Raw genomic sequence first — 14,428 nt, 5'->3', positions numbered from 1 at the left:
CTCGTCGTCGAGGACGTGGCCGCGGCGCGCCGCTTCTACACCGAGGTCTTCGAGTTGCCCGTGCACTTCGAGGACGACGTCTCGGTGGTCTTCCGCCTCGGTGGCACGCTGGTGAACCTGCTGCAGGTGGACGCGGCCCCCGAGCTCGTCGAGCCGGCACCGGTCGGTGGCCCACACGACGGCGTGCGTGCGGTCTACACGATCGAGGTCGGCGACGTCGACGCCGTCTGCGCGCGACTGCAGCAGCGCGGCGTCGACCTGCTCAACGGGCCGATCGACCGGCCGTGGGGTGTTCGCACCGCGTCGTTCCGCGCACCGGGCGGCCACGTGTGGGAGGTCGCCGGACCGGTCCGCTCGACCTGACCGGCGTCAGAACCAGTCGTCCTGCCGCGACCAGGTGATGAGGTTGTCCATGATCCCCGGTGTCGGCTCGGGCTCCTCGGTCGCGGTGTAGGCGCCGCGGAAGAACAGCAGCGGTCGGTGGTCGTCCATCGGCTCGCCGAGCGCGGTGACGCGCCCGACGACGATGTGGTGGTCGCCGCCGTCCAGCACCTGCTCGACGGTGCAGTCGATCCACGTCAGCACGCCGTCGAGCACGGGTGCCCCGGACGGCGCCGGGCTCCAGCCGACGGACGAGAACTTGTCCGCGCCCGCACGGCCGAAGACCGCCGAGACCTGCTGCTGGTCGTGGGCGAGCACGTTGACGCTGAAGGCGCCGGCCGCCTCGATCACCGGCCAGGTGCGCGCCGTCTTGCCGGGGCAGAAGAGCACGAGCGGCGGGTCGAGCGAGAGTGCCGCGAACGACTGGCAGGCGAAGCCGACCGGCTCGTCCGGGCCCTGCGCGGCGATCACCGTGACGCCGGTGCAGAAGTGACCGAGCGCCTTGCGGTAGGCGCTCGCGTCGATGCCGGCGCCGACGGTCACTGGTAGCGCGCGCCGAGGCTGAAGTCGTGGCCCCACAACGAGACCGCGGTCGACTCGCGCGCGATCCACGACTCGTCCTCGACCTGACGACCTTCGCAGCCGAACTCGATGTCGAAACCGCCGGGCGTCTTCATGTAGAAGCTCAGCATCAGGTCGTTGACGTGCCGGCCGAGCGTCGCCGACATCGGCACCTTGCGGCGCAGCGCGCGGTCGAGTCCGAGCCCGACGTCGTCGGCCGTCTCGACCTCGATCATGAGGTGCACGATGCCCGACGGTGTCGGCATCGGCAGGAACGCCAGGCTGTGGTGCCGCGGGTTGCAGCCGAAGAACCGCAGCCACGCGGGCTTGCCGTCGGCAGGACGACCCACCGCCTGCGGTGGCAGCCGCATCGAGTCGCGCAGCCGGAAGCCGAGCACGTCGCGGTAGAAGCGCAGCGCCGCCTCGTCGTCGTGCGTCGACAGCACGACGTGGCCGAGGCCCTGCTCGCCGGTGACGAAGCGGTGGCCGTACGGCGACACGACGCGGCGGTGTTCGAGTGCGGCGCCGTGGAACGCCTCGAGCGTGTTGCCCGACGGGTCCTCGAAGCTGATCAGCTCGTCGACGCGCCGATCGGCCAGTTCCTCGGCCGTGCCCTCCTTGTAGGGCACGCCGGCAGCGTCGAGCCGGTCGCGGATGTCCTCCAGCGCCGCGGCGTTCGCCGTCTCCCACCCGGACGCGACGAGCCGGTCGCGTTCGTCCGGCACGATCACCAGCCGGGCCGGGAAGTCGTCCATGCGGAAGTAGACGGCGCCGGGCGTGCTGCCGCTGCCCTCGACCAGACCGAGCACCTTGAGGCCGTACTCGCGCCAGGCCGCAACATCCGTTGCGCCGATGCGCAGGTAACCGAGGGACGAGAGGCTCACGGCGCGTCCAGGAACTGAGCCACCAGCGCGTTGAACTCGTCGAACTTCTCGAGCATCGCCCAGTGCCCGCACCCGCCGAACACGTGCAGCTGCGCCCGCGGGATCAGCTTGAGCCCGACGAAGGCGCCGTCGATCGGGTTGACACGGTCCTCGCGTCCCCAGACGAGCAGCACGCGCTGCCGCAGCTTGTAGGCGTCGCGCCACAGCTGCGCCTCGTCGTAGCCGGTCGCGAAGGTCGCGCCCATCGCCGCCATCGACCGCAGCGTCTCGGGATCGGCGGCGGAGGTGAACCGCTCGTCGACGAGCTCGTCGGTGATCATCGACTGGTCGTACACGAGCGTGCGCAGGAAGTCGGCGAGCCTCTCCTTGCTCGGCCCGGGCGGGGCGGCGAAGGCGAAGAGCTTCTTGATGCCCTCGGTCGGGTCGGGCGAGAACAGGTTCAGCTGGAGGCCACCCGGGGCCATCAGCACCAGGCGTCCCGCACGCTTCGGGTGGTTCAGGGCGAGCCGCGTCGCCGTGCCGCCGCCGAGGGAGTTGCCGACGAGGTGCGCGCGCTCGATGCCGAGGACGTCGAACAGCTCGACCAGCGCGTTCGCACTCGCGGTGAAGAACTGCTGCTCGAACGCGGTCGGCTTGCTCGACCGGCCGAAGCCGGGCTGGTCGACCGCGATCGCCCGGAAGCCGTGCTCGCCGAAGACGTCGATCGTGCGGCCGAAGTTCGACCACGCCGACGCGCCCGGGCCGCCGCCGTGCAGGAACACCACGACGGGGCCGTCCGCCGGCCCGGCCTCGTGGTAGTGCAGCCGCAGGCCGGAGGGCAGGTCGGCGTAGCGGCTGGTGTCCTCGAGCGTCGACGTCACCGCTACACCCACGCGTCCGTGACCTTCTGGCCGAGCTCGAACTGGCCGAAGAGCACCAGCGCCTTCTCGGGGTCGTTGATCGCGTGCACGCGGCCGGCGTGCGCGTCGCGCCAGAAGCGCTGAATCGGCGTACCCGCCCGCAGCGCGCGGCCGCCGGCCGACTCGAAGAGCCGGTCGACCGCGGCGATGCCCGCGGCGGTCGCCGACACCTGGTCGCGCCGGGCCTGCACCCGCAGCCACATCGGGATCTTCTCGCCGCGCTCGACGAAGGCGAGCTCCTCGTCGATGTTGCGCTCGATCTGCAGCACCGCGCCGTCGATCTTCGAGGCGGCCTCGGCGATGGGGATCTGTTTGACCGCGTCGGCCGCCGCCTGCGCGCGGGTCGACGCGCGCACGCGCTCCTTCGTCCAACCGACGTAGGCCTCGTAGGCACCGCGCGCCATGCCGAGGATCGGCACGGCGATCGAGGTCGAGAACACCGTGGCGAACGGCAGCTTGTAGATCGGCGCGTCGTTCACGGCCTGGCCCGGGCCGGCGCAGCGGCCGGTGTCCATGAACGACAGCGTGCGGTGGTCGGGCACGAAGACGTCGTCGACGATGATGTCGTTGCTGCCGGTGCCGCGCAGGCCGACGGTGTCCCAGACGTCCTCGATCGTGTAGTCGGCGCGCGGCAGCAGGAAGGTGCGGAAGTCGATGACGTTGCCGTCGCCGTCGAGCACGAGGCCGCCCAGGAACACCCACTGCGCGTGGTCGCAGCCGGACGAGAACGACCACTTGCCGCTGAAGCGGAAGCCGCCGTCGACGACGGTCGCGCGGCCCATCGGGGCGTAGGAGGACGACACGAGCGTCGACGGGTCGTCGCCCCAGACCTCCGCCTGGGCGCGGTCGTCGAACAGGCCGAGCTGCCACGGGTGCACGCCGAGCACGGACGAGACCCAACCGGTCGAGCCGCAGGCCGACGCGATCAGCCGCACCGCGCGGTAGAAGTGCACCGGCGAGGCCTCGAGGCCGTCGTAGCGCGCCGGCTGCAGCAACCGGAAGAAGCCGGTCTCCTGCAGGCCCTTGATCGACTCCTCCGAGATGCGGCGGGCATCCTCGGTCTCCTGGGCGCGCTCGCGCAGGGTGGGTAGGAGGTCGGTGACGCCGTCGAGCACACCCTGGACGGTGTGGCCGGACTCGATCGTGGGAGCCGCCATCGGTTCGCCTCTCTCGCGCTGCTGGTTCGGCGCCAAGACTAGAACAAGTTCTCACGGGTGTCGAGGAAGCGCCGACGCGCCGAAACATCGGGGAAACGGTGGGCTGGCGGTGGCGGCACGGCAGGCATTTCTGTAACGTGTTCCACTACGCCGAGCGGTGCCGACGCCGCGGCGGGTTGCACGAGGAGGTGCGATGACGCAGCCGGGTGACGCGGGAGTGCGCACGATCGATGCCGGACGCCCGCCGGAGCGCTTCGCGCGCGGGTGGCACTGCCTCGGGCTGGCCAGCGACTTCCGCGACGGCGAGCCGCACGCGGTCGAGGCCTTCGGCACGAAGCTGGTGGTGTGGCAGGGCGCCGACGGCGAGCTCAACGTGCTCGACGGGTACTGCCGGCACATGGGCGGCGACCTGTCGCGGGGCACGGTGAAGGACGGCAACATCGCCTGCCCGTTCCACGACTGGCGCTGGTCGGGCCAGGGCCGCTGCGTCGGCATCCCCTACGCCAAGCGGGTGCCGCTGCGCGCCCGCACGCGGTCGTGGACCGCGAAGGAGAAGAACGGCCAGCTCGTCGTGTGGCACGACCCCGAGGGCAACCCGCCCCCGCCGGAGGTCGAGATCCCGGACGTCGAGGGCGTCGGCTCGTCCGAGTGGAGCGACTGGGTCTGGACGAAGCTGGTGATCGAGGGCTCGAACTGCCGCGAGATCATCGACAACGTCTCGGACATGGCGCACTTCTACTACATCCACTTTGCGTTCCCCACGTACTTCAAGAACGTCTTCGAGGGCCACGTGGCGACGCAGTTCATGGAGTCGCGCGGCCGCCCCGACGTCGGCCCCGGCTCGGGCAAGCGCTCGCAGTACTCGGGCGAGGACAACCTGCTGCGCTCGGAGGCGTCCTACTTCGGCCCGGCCTACATGATCAACTGGCTGTGGAACGACTTCCGCGGCACGACCGTCGAGACCGTGCTCATCAACTCGCACTACCCGATCGACCAGAACTCGTTCGTGCTGCAGTACGGCGTCATGGTGAAGAAGCTGCCGGGTGTCGACGACGACATGGCCAACGTCATCGCCGGCAAGTTCGCCAAGAGCTTCAAGCTCGGCTTCGAGCAGGACGTCGAGATCTGGAAGCACAAGAGCCGCATCGACAACCCGCTGCTCTGCGAGGAGGACGGGCCGGTCTACCAGCTGCGTCGCTGGTACGAGCAGTTCTACGTCGACGCCGCCGAGGTCACCGAGGACATGACCGCCCGCTTCGAGTTCGAGATCGACACCACGCACGCGGTCGAGAACTGGGAGAAGGAGGTCGCCGAGAACCTGCGCGTGCGCGCGGAGCAGGCGGCGGCCGCCGAGGCTGCCGCAGCGACCGCCGTCGAGGCCGAAGCGGGCGTCTGATGCGCGCCGACACCGTCGCCGACATCCGCCTTTACACCGAGGTCGGACTCGTGCCGGTGCAGTGCGCGGCGTGCGGTGTCGAGGTCGGCGTCAAGAAGAACAGCCGCCGGCACACGTCGATCCAGTGGACGGCGAGTGCGGTGCGGCAGTGCCGGGAGTTCGCCGCCGGCGTCGGCGACACCAGCGGTGGCCTGCAGCTCGGCTGCGGACGCCTGCGCGAGAGCATCGCCGCGGCCGTCGCCGACGGCACGATCGTGGTGCCCGATGCCTGACTCCCCCGCTCGCATGCTGCGGGTCGTCGACGTCGTGCGCGAGACCGACGACGCGTGCTCGGTCGTGCTCGCACCGGCCGATGCGGACGCGGCCGACTTCGCCTACTCCCCCGGCCAATTCCTCACCCTGCAACTGCCGACGCCCGCCGGCACCGTCGCGCGCTGCTACTCGCTCTGCTCGTCGCCGCACGTCGACGAGCCGATGCGCGTCGCCGTGAAGCGGGTGCGCGACGGTGTCGCGTCGACCTGGATCAACGAGGCGCTCGCGGTCGGGCATGAAGTGCTCGCGCTGCCGCCGGCCGGGGTCTTCACCCCTGCCTCGCTGGACGCCGACCTGCTGCTCTTCGCCGGCGGCTCGGGCATCACGCCGGTGCTGTCGATCCTGAAGTCCGCGCTCGCCACAGGCTCCGGACGCGTCGTGCTGGTCTACGCCAACCAGCACGAGCGAGCCGTCATGTTCGCCGGCGAGCTGCAGCGCCTCGCGGCCGAGAACCCCGAGCGGCTGCACGTGATCCACGTGCTCGAGTCGGTGCAGGGCCTGCCGACGCGGGCCCAGCTCGCGTCGTTCGCCGAGCCCTACGCGTCCTATCAGGCGTTCGTGTGTGGGCCGAGCCCGTTCATGGAGACGGTGACCCACGCGCTGCGCGACGTCGGCGTGCCGCCGGCGCGCGTGCACATCGAGCGGTTCCAGTCGCTCACCGAGGACCCGTTCGCCGAGGTGCCCGTGCCGGCGGTCACCGACGACGGCGCCGCTGCCGAGCTCGAGGTCGAGCTCGACGGCGTCACCCACCACCTGCAGTGGCCCCGGCAGACCAAGCTGCTCGACTTCCTGCTGGCGCAGGGCATCAAGGCGCCGTACTCGTGCCGGCAGGGGCTGTGCAGCGCCTGCGCCTGCATCGTCGACCGCGGCGAGGTGAAGATGCTGCACAACGAGATCCTCGAGCCCGAGGACCTCGCCGAGGGCTACGTGCTCGGCTGCCAGTCGCTGCCCATCTCGGACACCGTGTCGGTGCGGTACTCGTAGTGGCGTGGCGCCGACCGCGCGGTGGCCCCATACTCTGCGGATGATCCCGGCTCGCGGAGGCGACCGATGAGGCGTCGGTTCGTCGCAGCTCCGAGCATCGTCGCGCTGACGGTCCTGGCGCTCGCCGTCCTCATCTCGTCGTCCGCATCGGCAGGTGATGCCGGCGGTCACCCCAGCGTCCTCGTGGCGGGGCAGCAATTGGTCGCGCTGACCGCGAACGACGTCCTCGCATCCCCGTCCGGGGAGTTCCAGCTGAAGCTGAGTCCCGACTTCCTCGCGCTGTGGGACTACGTGCGCATCGGCACCGCGACCGAGCCTGACTTCGCCGGCACGGGCATCTGGTTCCGCGACGACGGCACCGGGCTCCACCAGAGCAACACCGACCGTTCGATCCTGCGGCTACGGCGCGACGGCAATCTGGTGTTGATGACCAGTCGCGGGGTCATCCTCTGGACGAGCGGCACCCGCGGGTCGGGTACTCGGAACCGCCTGACGCTGCGGGACAGCGGCGATCTGGTCATGACGACGGCTGAGGGGCGCAGGGTCTGGGCGACGAACACCACGCGGGTCTACCTGGGCCCGCGCCAGCGGCTCCTTCCGGGGCAGCGGATGTACTCACGATGGGCCGATCAGCAATCGAGGAGCCGTGATCTCGAACGGCTGGTCATGCAACCCGACGGCGACCTGGTGTTGCGCAACGACGAGTGCGTCCACTGGCACACCCGAACGCATCGCGCGGGGTCGTCGTTGCTGATGCGACCCGACGGGAACCTCGTCATCGTCGGGCCGCACGGCCGGACGATCTGGTCGACGCACACCGGCGGCGCCGGCCCGTACACCTTCTTCGACGCGCTCCGGCTCGAGGTGCACGACGAGTCGGGCGGCAAGGGGACGATCTGGCGGGCGAGCCTGCGCTATCCCGCACCCTGCGTGGCCTGAGGCACGGTCAGACGGCGAGCAGCCGCGGGTCGCGCATGAGGGCGCGCAGCGCCGTGAGGTCGGGCGGCACCGTTTCGGGCGCCAGGTACTGCAGCCGCACGACGAAGCCGGCGTTGCGCTCGTGGATCAACAGCGAGCCGACACCGGGCGGGTCGGGGGCGATGGGTTGCTCGCCCGACCCGCCCAGATCGACGCGGATGAGCACGGTCGCCGAGTTGGCGAACGCGTCGATGCTGCGATCGATGAGCAGGGGGCGTCCGGACGAGTGGGCGACGGCCGAGTGCACCTGCAGCAGCACGTCGCGTCCGAGCTTCTCGCGGGCGAGCCCGGTGACCGCCACCGGGGCGGAGTCGAAGACGGTGCAGTCGGGCGCGGCCCGGCAGGCCTGCTCGACCGGCACCGATGCGGCCGCCGCCGGACGCCGGCCGCTGCCGTGTCCTGGGATCGCCGACCGGGTCTGCAGGACGACGGCCCCGGCGGCGACCAGCACGGCCACGAGCAGCCCGAGCGCGACCCATCGCCGCGGCACACCCGGCTGCTCGAGCTGGTCGTCCGCGAGGTCGTCGTCGGCGAAGAGCACCATGTGAGCCGAACGTACCGCTGTCGCTCGTGCCTCGGGCGTCCTACCGTGGAACTGCGCAGGTTCCTCGGAAGGGGTTCAGCGATGACGCACCAGTGCCCGAAGTGCGAGCTGCGGTTCACGTGGCGGACCGAGCTCGACGACCACTGCCGCACCGACCATCCCGGCTTCGAGCACACCTACCCGGCGGTGCACAACCACGCGCCGGGTGAGGAGTTCCTGCCGGTCGACGCGCCGCCCGGGCGCGATCCGTTCGTCCGCGACTGATCGACGCGCGGCTACGCTCGACCCGGCCACCAGCAGCGACCAGGTCGGGAGACGGCGCACGTGCCCCAGGTGAGTGATCGGCTCTGGTCGGCGCGCCGTGCCGAGTGGGAGGTCGGCACCGTGGTGGTCGCCGCCGCGGTCGCAGTACCGCTGTTCCTCGCCGTCGGCGCGCTCGCCGGCGTCCTCGCGCTGGTGGGCGTCGCGGTCGTCGCGGCCTGCGTCTACGTGTCGCTGCGGTCGCGCTGCCGCTCGTGGCACTACGAGGAACGCGGCGACGACCTCGTCGTCAGCCGGGGCGTGCTGTTCCAGCGCACGAGCGTGGTGCCGTACGGGCGCATGCAGTTCGTCGACGTCACCGCCGGGCCGGTCGAGCGCGGCTTCGGGCTGGCCACCGTGCAGCTGCACACGGCCGCGGCGGCGACGAACGCGCGCATCCCCGGCCTCGACCGGGCCGAGGCCGAACGGCTGCGCGACCAACTGGCCGCGCTCGGCGAAGCCCGTTCGAGCGGGCTGTGACCTCGCCGGCGCCGACGCCCGTCGCCGAGACGGGCGCCCTCGCGAGCGTCTGGGCGAGACTGCACCCCCTGTCGCCGGTCGTGCAGTTCGGCCGCGCATTCGGCGTGCTGCTGATCGTGATCGTGCCGCGTGTCGTCACCGAGCGTCAGCTCACCTCGACGCTCATCGAGCTCGGCATCCTGGTGCTCGGCTCGATCGGCGGTGCGGTGCACTGGGCGGTCACGCGCTGGCGGGTGCACGGCGGCGAGCTGCAGATCGAAACCGGCCTGCTCCGCCGGCAGTCGATCCGGCTGCCGCTGGCGAACATCCAGTCGGTGGACGTCGTGCGGCCGGGCCTCGGGCGGCTAGCCGGGCTCAGCGAGGTGCGGGTCGAGAGCGCCGGCACGGGCACCTCGCACGGTCGCCTGGCCTACCTGCGCGAGGACCGCGCGACCGAGGTGCGCGCGCAGCTGCTCGCGCTCGCGCACGGCCTGCACGAGGCGACGCCCGAGCCGCCCGAGCTGCCGTTGTGGCAGGTGCGCGGCGGTCGGCTGCTCGCGTCCGCACTGCTCGGCGGGCCGGCGCTCGTGGTCATGGCGTTCGTCGTGCTGTTGGTCGCGCTGTTCGCGAGCGGTGCGACCAAGGTGGCGTTCGGGGTGCTCGGCGGGTTCCTCGCCGTCGCGGTCACCTTCGCCTCGCTGGTCGTGCGCCGCATCGTCGCGGAGTTCGCCTTCCGCATCGCCGCGGCCGGCGACGGGCTGCGACTGCACAGCGGCCTGGTCGAGACCCGCGCCGAGACGATCCCGTTCGGCCGCGTGCAGGCGCTGCGCTGCACGCAACCGTTGTTGTGGCGCCCGTTCGGCTGGCTGCGCGTGGAGGTCGACCTCGCTCGCCAGCGCGCGGGCCGGCGCGGTTCGGAGGCGGACAGCCGGCTGCTCAGCCGCGCGCTCATGCCGGTCGGGCACGCGTCCGACGTCGGGTTCGTCGCGTCGCGCGTGCTGCGCGGTGCCGACGTGCTGCGTCCCGGGTCCAGACCGCCGCGGCGCGCGCTCGTGCGGGCACCGCTGTCGTGGTGGGCGTCGAGCGTGTGGCACGACGGTGCGTTCGTCGTCGCGCGTACGGGCCGGCTCGAGCTGCGCACGACGGTCGTGCCGCTGGACAAGGTGCAGAGCGTGCGCTGGACGCAGGGGCCGCTGCAACGCGCGTTGAGGCTGGCCACGGTGCACGTCGACGTCGCCGGGCGTGGCTGGCACGCGCAGGCGCGGCACCGCGACGTCGACGAGTCGCGGCAGCTGCTGGCCGAGCTGTCGTCGCTCGCCGCGCACGCGCGCCGCGACCGTCGTGGCCAGTGGCATGATCAGCTCCGACCGGAGGGACCGCCATGACACGCACCCGCGTCCACAACTTCTCGATCTCGCTCGACGGCTTCGGCACCGGCGAGAACCTGTCGCTGGACGAGCCGTTCGGCCACGCCGGGCACCGCATGCACCAGTGGATGTTCGCCACCCGCTTCGGCACTGCGCTGTTCGGACGCGAGGGCGGCAGCAGCGGCATCGACGACGCCTTCGCGCAGCAGCACGAGCCGGGCATCGGCGCCGAGATCATGGGCGCGGGCAAGTTCGGCCCGCCGGGCTGGCAGGACGACGCCGACTGGACCGGCTGGTGGGGACCGAACCCGCCGTTCCACACGCCCACCTTCGTGCTGACCCACCGGCCGCGTCCGTCGATCGAGATGGAGGGCGGCACGACGTTCCACTTCCTCGACGCCTCGCCCGCCGAGGCGTTGCGGGTTGCACAGGAGGCCGCGGGCGGACGCGACGTGCGCATCGGCGGCGGCCCGACGGTCGTGCGCGACTTCCTCGCCGCTGGGCTGATCGACCACCTGCATGTCGTGCAGGTCCCGATCCTGCTCGGTCGCGGCGTGCGTCTCTGGGACGGCCTCGAAGGGCTCGAGGCCGACTACGCCGTCGAGGTGGTGTCGTCACCGAGCGGTGTCACGCACCTGACCTTCGACCGCACGACCTGACCGACGGTCACGACGGTCGGGCCGGGTCACGTGTGCGGGGCGGTGGCCACAGGCCAGCAGGCATAGGTCAGGCCGGCGAGCGACGGCGACCGTAGACCCGTCCGTGTCTCCTCTGCCTGACGGCGCAGCGGACCGTGCTCGCCCTGGACCGCGAGGACGATCGACCGCAATTCGCTGACCGCCTTGCCCGTCCGAGATGCGGCGAGCTGTTCGGCCGTGCCCCACGGCAACGGGCCGGCCCACCGGGTGGCCGGCGTCCAGTGAGGAGCCACGAGCGCAGCTGCCGGGATCCGATGCGGACGTGCGTCGCCGTCCCAGACGTAGGGGAACCACCCAGCCTGCTGCGCCCGACGTCCTGCGACGCCGACGTACTGGAAGAGCAACCCCAGCCCGGTCACCTCCGTCAGCGGCACGCGGATCGTTCTCAGCCCATGCGCAATCCTGATCGTGCCGCCCTTCACCGTCAGCGGTCGCAACGCGCGGAGCAGGACAGCCAGCGTCATCGCACCGACGAGCCCGGCGAAGGTCCCGAGGACGGCGCCGTACACCCGATAGCCGCCGTGCGTCGTCGCGCCGAACGCCGCGACGAACAGGATGGCCGCGCCGGCGAGCAGCGCGCAGGGGATGACCATGAGTACCAGGCTCGACCGGTCGGCCGGAAGTCTCACAGCTGCCGCAGGCTGGTCGGGCACTGCAGGATGGTCGCACGCCCATGCGTCCATCGGCAGTCGCTCGGCGCGACATCGGCCGCCAGGTCGTGCGACGTGTCGGACGGTCTCAGGCCGATGCCGGGACGATCGGGCCGCGCTCGAGCCCCTGCTCGCGCAACCACGCGTCCAGCACCGGCTCGACGGCGTCCGGGGGCGCCGCGATGCCGAGGGCCACGGTCTCCCCCGGCCGGCGGACGGCGTGGTCGTGCGCCTCGTCCGGCAAGCCCTCGCTGCACGCCTTGCAGAGGAACTGGGTGCTGGTCGTCCACGACTCGACCGCCCAGCCGCGATCGGCGAACGCGTCCTGCATCTCGTCCAGGTGCACCCGATCCGCGGCGTCGATCACCGTCGTGAGCGTCGCGTAGGGGCCGCGAGCCAGCAGTGCGAGCTCGTTGAACACCGGTCGTTCGCTCGCGCCGAGGCGGCGGTGCCCGACCGGATCGCCGTCGTGCAGCACGATGTCGCCCCACCGGTGCCCCGACTCAGGCAGCGGCACGTTCTCGATCCGGGCCCGTGCTGGGCAGAGCCGTCGTGACCAGACGACCTCGGTCCGGAAGCGCTCGCCGTCGAGGGTGAACGCCGGCTCGCCGAAGCGTGGGTCGGGGTTGAGCCGCACCGGCGTCAGGCCGAAGTCGCCGTCGATGGGCTGGTCGTCCGCGCCGTCGGGCAGGCCGATGCCGTAGGCCGACCAGGCGCGACGCGCCGTCGCCCAGTCGCCCAAGGCGGTCGCCGCGATGCCGAGATTCCACGCCTCAGGCCGTTCGGCGGTCGTGTCGAGCAGCGCCAGAGCACGCGCGTTGGCCTCGCGGCTGGCGGCCCAGTCCCTCGTCCACTTCATCCGCAGACCGAGGTCGAACCAGCCCCAGCCGACGTCAGGGTGGTCGTGGGTGATCGATTGCAGGACGCGGATCTCGGCAGCGAAGTCGCCGGCCTCGCACGCTGCTTGGTACTGCCGCTGGAGTTCCACGAGAGGCGGCCGTCCTCGGTTCCGGCGCCAACCCATGCGCGCAGTATGCCGTCCCACCAGTTGACCGGTGCGCTGATGCCGCGGAACCATCGGTGGCAGGACGAGGGGCGGTGACGATCTTGGGCGATGGCGCAGCGTTGCTCCTGGGTCTCTTCACGATCTTCGCCGTGCTGACCGGCGTCGGGAGCACTCGTCGGCACGACCCGTGGGGCGTCGTCGCGCTGTCTGCGGCCGCGTGGCCGATCACGTGGGCTGTCTGGTACGTCGTCGACCGCCGACGTCAGTACGGACGGTACTGTTCGCCGGCCGCCGTGCCGCGACCCGACGGATCGACCTAGCGCGCGTCACTTGACGCTTGATCACACCGGTGCTGGGGGCGCTGAGCGTTCAGGCGAGGAAGCAGACGACGACTCGCAGACCAAGCATGTTCGTGCGATTCGCTCACCATGCCGATGCCGACCAGAACGGCTTGTCGCTCACACGCCAGAGACTCTGAGCAACAGGCGGACTCGGTCCTCACTGTGACGTTCGAAAGCTCGAAGCTTCCTAGTAAACCTTGACCGGGGGAAGCCCGTTGATCGGTACGGAGATCGAAGTCACCCGCGCACTGCCATTATTCATCCACACATTCCAGTTGCTGTCGCGCGAGGACAACGCGTCCATGAACTGGGGGGATGAGCTACAGGTTGTGAGTGTTGCTAAGGACGTCGTTCCGCCATTTTGGCCACGCACGCCCTCGTAGCCGCCCATAATAAAGACGAACGCCTCGTTGGGATCGAGCAGGTTTCGAGTGAATTGGACTGCGGCGCAGAATGATTCGAAGGTGGCGTAGCCGCTGAGGTCCACCTGGACGGGCAATTGATTGCCTTTCGATGGGTAGCCGCACCCTGACGCGTCATGCTGAGGGCACCGCACAAATGTGCTTTGCACTGGCGCCGCGCCCGCCGTAGAACAAAGCATCCCTGTAAGAAGCATCAGGAAGCCAGCGAATATAGCAATTCGCCGACGGTTCCCGCTCTGTCGATACACTTGCATATTGCACCTCCCAGCCGTGCCTGCTTGAGCCGAGCTGTGAGCAGGCGTCGTAGCAGCCATGGTGGGCGCGGGGGCTCGCGGAAGCAGGGTCTATCGGCGTGATGCTGTCCCGGTTCTGCGTTTCGAGTGAGAACGGCGCACCTACACGTGAAACCCGGTGGCTAGTTCCGTTCCTAGGCATGGTGCTGCGCCTGGCTGGCTGCGGCCGCCTGTAGATTCAGCGACAGCGATCGCTGGGAGAGCCGTGGCCAGGCGGCCCGAGGATTTCACGGCCGAACACCCTCACCCGCATGCCCGAGGCTGCAGAACGATCATCGCCAACGGCCAGGTGCTTGGTTTGCGCCACAATCGGGAGAAGGCGGCGCCGATCCTTCGCTACGACGGTGAAGAACACCTTCAGGTCATAGGCCGTCGCCAGCACCGTGTTCGGCCGGCACCGGCCCGCCACAAAGTCCAGATCCCGGTCGAACACCCGGCTGCCCGAGCCGCGGCACGGGATGCCCCACCGACGCGATCGAGCGGGTCACACAAAGATCGACATAGGACACTCCGGGCCGCCGTCTGAGTCGCTCCGAAAGAGGCCACCTTCGCCCGCCGGAATGACAGTCAGATCACCCACATATCAAGCATGTCGAGCACAGAGGGGTGCCTTGACTGACGCGACGCCTCAACGTTCCCGTGGGGCTTAGTCGAGGGTGGGGTCGTCGTCGGGGGTGGTGTCGAGCCGCAGATCCTGGTCGGGGTCGAAGTGGCGGCGGAGTCGGTTGAACCGTGGTGTTCGTTCGGGGTCGAGCCAGGCGGGTGGTCGCCAGCCGACTCTGCCGTTGATCATGAC

At 70.6% G+C, this 14,428-nt stretch carries 18 protein-coding genes; 9 read left to right on the top strand and 9 right to left on the bottom strand.

Going from position 1 to position 14,428, the window contains the following annotated elements; translation table 11 throughout:
* A partial coding sequence (locus tag ACTHMS_RS04945) for a VOC family protein (protein WP_440305560.1) occupies positions 1-363 on the top strand: 363 nt, incomplete at its 5' end.
* 6 nt (positions 364-369) lie between these two features.
* Here ACTHMS_RS04945 and hsaB read toward each other — a convergent pair.
* From hsaB to hsaA, 4 genes are read right to left on the bottom strand one after another with little or no spacing between them, the layout of a single operon-like run.
* Complete coding sequence (hsaB, locus tag ACTHMS_RS04940) at positions 370-924, bottom strand: 3-hydroxy-9,10-secoandrosta-1,3,5(10)-triene-9,17-dione monooxygenase reductase subunit (protein WP_440305559.1); 555 nt, start codon at positions 922-924, stop codon at positions 370-372.
* The gene (gene hsaC / locus ACTHMS_RS04935) at positions 921-1,826 is read right to left on the bottom strand and encodes an iron-dependent extradiol dioxygenase HsaC (RefSeq protein WP_440305558.1); all 906 of its coding nucleotides are present in this window, start codon (positions 1,824-1,826) and stop codon (positions 921-923) included. The genes hsaB and hsaC overlap by 4 nt, the downstream gene beginning before the upstream one ends.
* A complete protein-coding gene (gene hsaD, locus ACTHMS_RS04930; RefSeq protein WP_440305557.1) occupies positions 1,823-2,686 on the bottom strand; it encodes a 4,5:9,10-diseco-3-hydroxy-5,9,17-trioxoandrosta-1(10),2-diene-4-oate hydrolase in 864 nt (287 codons plus the stop codon). Before hsaD ends, hsaC begins: the two co-directional genes overlap by 4 nt.
* A gap of 2 nt (positions 2,687-2,688) precedes the next feature.
* Positions 2,689-3,882, bottom strand: coding sequence for a 3-hydroxy-9,10-secoandrosta-1,3,5(10)-triene-9,17-dione monooxygenase oxygenase subunit (hsaA, locus tag ACTHMS_RS04925; protein WP_440305556.1), 1,194 nt, complete (start codon positions 3,880-3,882; stop codon positions 2,689-2,691).
* A 193-nt stretch (positions 3,883-4,075) separates the two neighbouring features.
* Here hsaA and ACTHMS_RS04920 point away from each other — a divergent pair, with 193 nt between their 5' ends.
* From ACTHMS_RS04920 to ACTHMS_RS04905, 4 genes are all read left to right on the top strand, one after another.
* Entirely contained in the window at positions 4,076-5,278 is a 1,203-nt protein-coding gene (locus ACTHMS_RS04920; protein ID WP_440305555.1) for a Rieske 2Fe-2S domain-containing protein, read from the top strand.
* Positions 5,278-5,550, top strand: a complete 273-nt coding sequence (locus ACTHMS_RS04915; protein ID WP_440305554.1) for a hypothetical protein — start codon at positions 5,278-5,280, stop codon at positions 5,548-5,550. The genes ACTHMS_RS04920 and ACTHMS_RS04915 overlap by 1 nt, the downstream gene beginning before the upstream one ends.
* Complete coding sequence (locus ACTHMS_RS04910; protein WP_440305553.1) at positions 5,543-6,574, top strand: 2Fe-2S iron-sulfur cluster-binding protein; 1,032 nt, start codon at positions 5,543-5,545, stop codon at positions 6,572-6,574. The genes ACTHMS_RS04915 and ACTHMS_RS04910 overlap by 8 nt, the downstream gene beginning before the upstream one ends.
* 66 nt (positions 6,575-6,640) lie before the next feature.
* Positions 6,641-7,513, top strand: coding sequence for a hypothetical protein (locus ACTHMS_RS04905; protein ID WP_440305552.1), 873 nt, complete (start codon positions 6,641-6,643; stop codon positions 7,511-7,513).
* A gap of 7 nt (positions 7,514-7,520) precedes the next feature.
* Here ACTHMS_RS04905 and ACTHMS_RS04900 read toward each other — a convergent pair whose 3' ends face one another.
* Positions 7,521-8,096 (bottom strand): hypothetical protein, encoded by a 576-nt coding sequence (locus tag ACTHMS_RS04900; RefSeq protein ID WP_440305551.1) that lies wholly within the window; start codon positions 8,094-8,096, stop codon positions 7,521-7,523.
* A gap of 81 nt (positions 8,097-8,177) precedes the next feature.
* On the opposite strand from ACTHMS_RS04900, the gene ACTHMS_RS04895 reads away from it, so the two are divergent.
* From ACTHMS_RS04895 to ACTHMS_RS04880, 4 genes are all read left to right on the top strand, one after another.
* Positions 8,178-8,360, top strand: a complete 183-nt coding sequence (locus tag ACTHMS_RS04895) for a hypothetical protein (RefSeq protein WP_440305550.1) — start codon at positions 8,178-8,180, stop codon at positions 8,358-8,360.
* A gap of 69 nt (positions 8,361-8,429) precedes the next feature.
* Positions 8,430-8,876 carry a PH domain-containing protein gene (locus ACTHMS_RS04890; RefSeq protein WP_440305549.1) on the top strand — a complete coding sequence of 149 codons (447 nt, stop codon included), beginning with the start codon at positions 8,430-8,432 and terminating at the stop codon, positions 8,874-8,876.
* Positions 8,873-10,240: a PH domain-containing protein gene (locus ACTHMS_RS04885; protein ID WP_440305548.1), complete on the top strand. Its 1,368-nt coding sequence runs from the start codon at positions 8,873-8,875 to the stop codon at positions 10,238-10,240. The genes ACTHMS_RS04890 and ACTHMS_RS04885 overlap by 4 nt, the downstream gene beginning before the upstream one ends.
* Complete coding sequence (locus tag ACTHMS_RS04880; RefSeq protein ID WP_440305547.1) at positions 10,237-10,881, top strand: dihydrofolate reductase family protein; 645 nt, start codon at positions 10,237-10,239, stop codon at positions 10,879-10,881. Before ACTHMS_RS04885 ends, ACTHMS_RS04880 begins: the two co-directional genes overlap by 4 nt.
* A 26-nt stretch (positions 10,882-10,907) precedes the next feature.
* On the opposite strand, the gene ACTHMS_RS04875 is transcribed toward ACTHMS_RS04880, so the two are convergent.
* The 4 genes from ACTHMS_RS04875 to ACTHMS_RS04860 all read right to left on the bottom strand — a co-directional run bounded on the left by ACTHMS_RS04875 (position 10,908) and on the right by ACTHMS_RS04860 (position 14,065).
* The gene (locus tag ACTHMS_RS04875; RefSeq protein ID WP_440305546.1) at positions 10,908-11,513 is read right to left on the bottom strand and encodes a hypothetical protein; all 606 of its coding nucleotides are present in this window, start codon (positions 11,511-11,513) and stop codon (positions 10,908-10,910) included.
* Positions 11,514-11,658: 145 nt separating this feature from the next.
* Positions 11,659-12,558, bottom strand: coding sequence for a tetratricopeptide repeat protein (locus ACTHMS_RS04870; RefSeq protein ID WP_440305545.1), 900 nt, complete (start codon positions 12,556-12,558; stop codon positions 11,659-11,661).
* A 546-nt stretch (positions 12,559-13,104) separates the two neighbouring features.
* On the bottom strand, positions 13,105-13,404 hold the full coding sequence (locus ACTHMS_RS04865; RefSeq protein WP_440305544.1) for a hypothetical protein: 300 nt from the start codon (positions 13,402-13,404) through the stop codon (positions 13,105-13,107).
* Positions 13,405-13,810: 406 nt separating this feature from the next.
* Positions 13,811-14,065, bottom strand: coding sequence for a hypothetical protein (locus ACTHMS_RS04860; RefSeq protein ID WP_440305543.1), 255 nt, complete (start codon positions 14,063-14,065; stop codon positions 13,811-13,813).
* Between the last annotated feature and the right edge of the window lie 363 nt (positions 14,066-14,428).

This window comes from Jatrophihabitans sp. (assembly GCF_051960575.1).
In the GTDB taxonomy this organism is placed as follows: Bacteria; Actinomycetota; Actinomycetes; order Mycobacteriales; family Jatrophihabitantaceae; genus JBQCEE01.
This window is presented reverse-complemented; position numbering and strand designations above follow the sequence as displayed.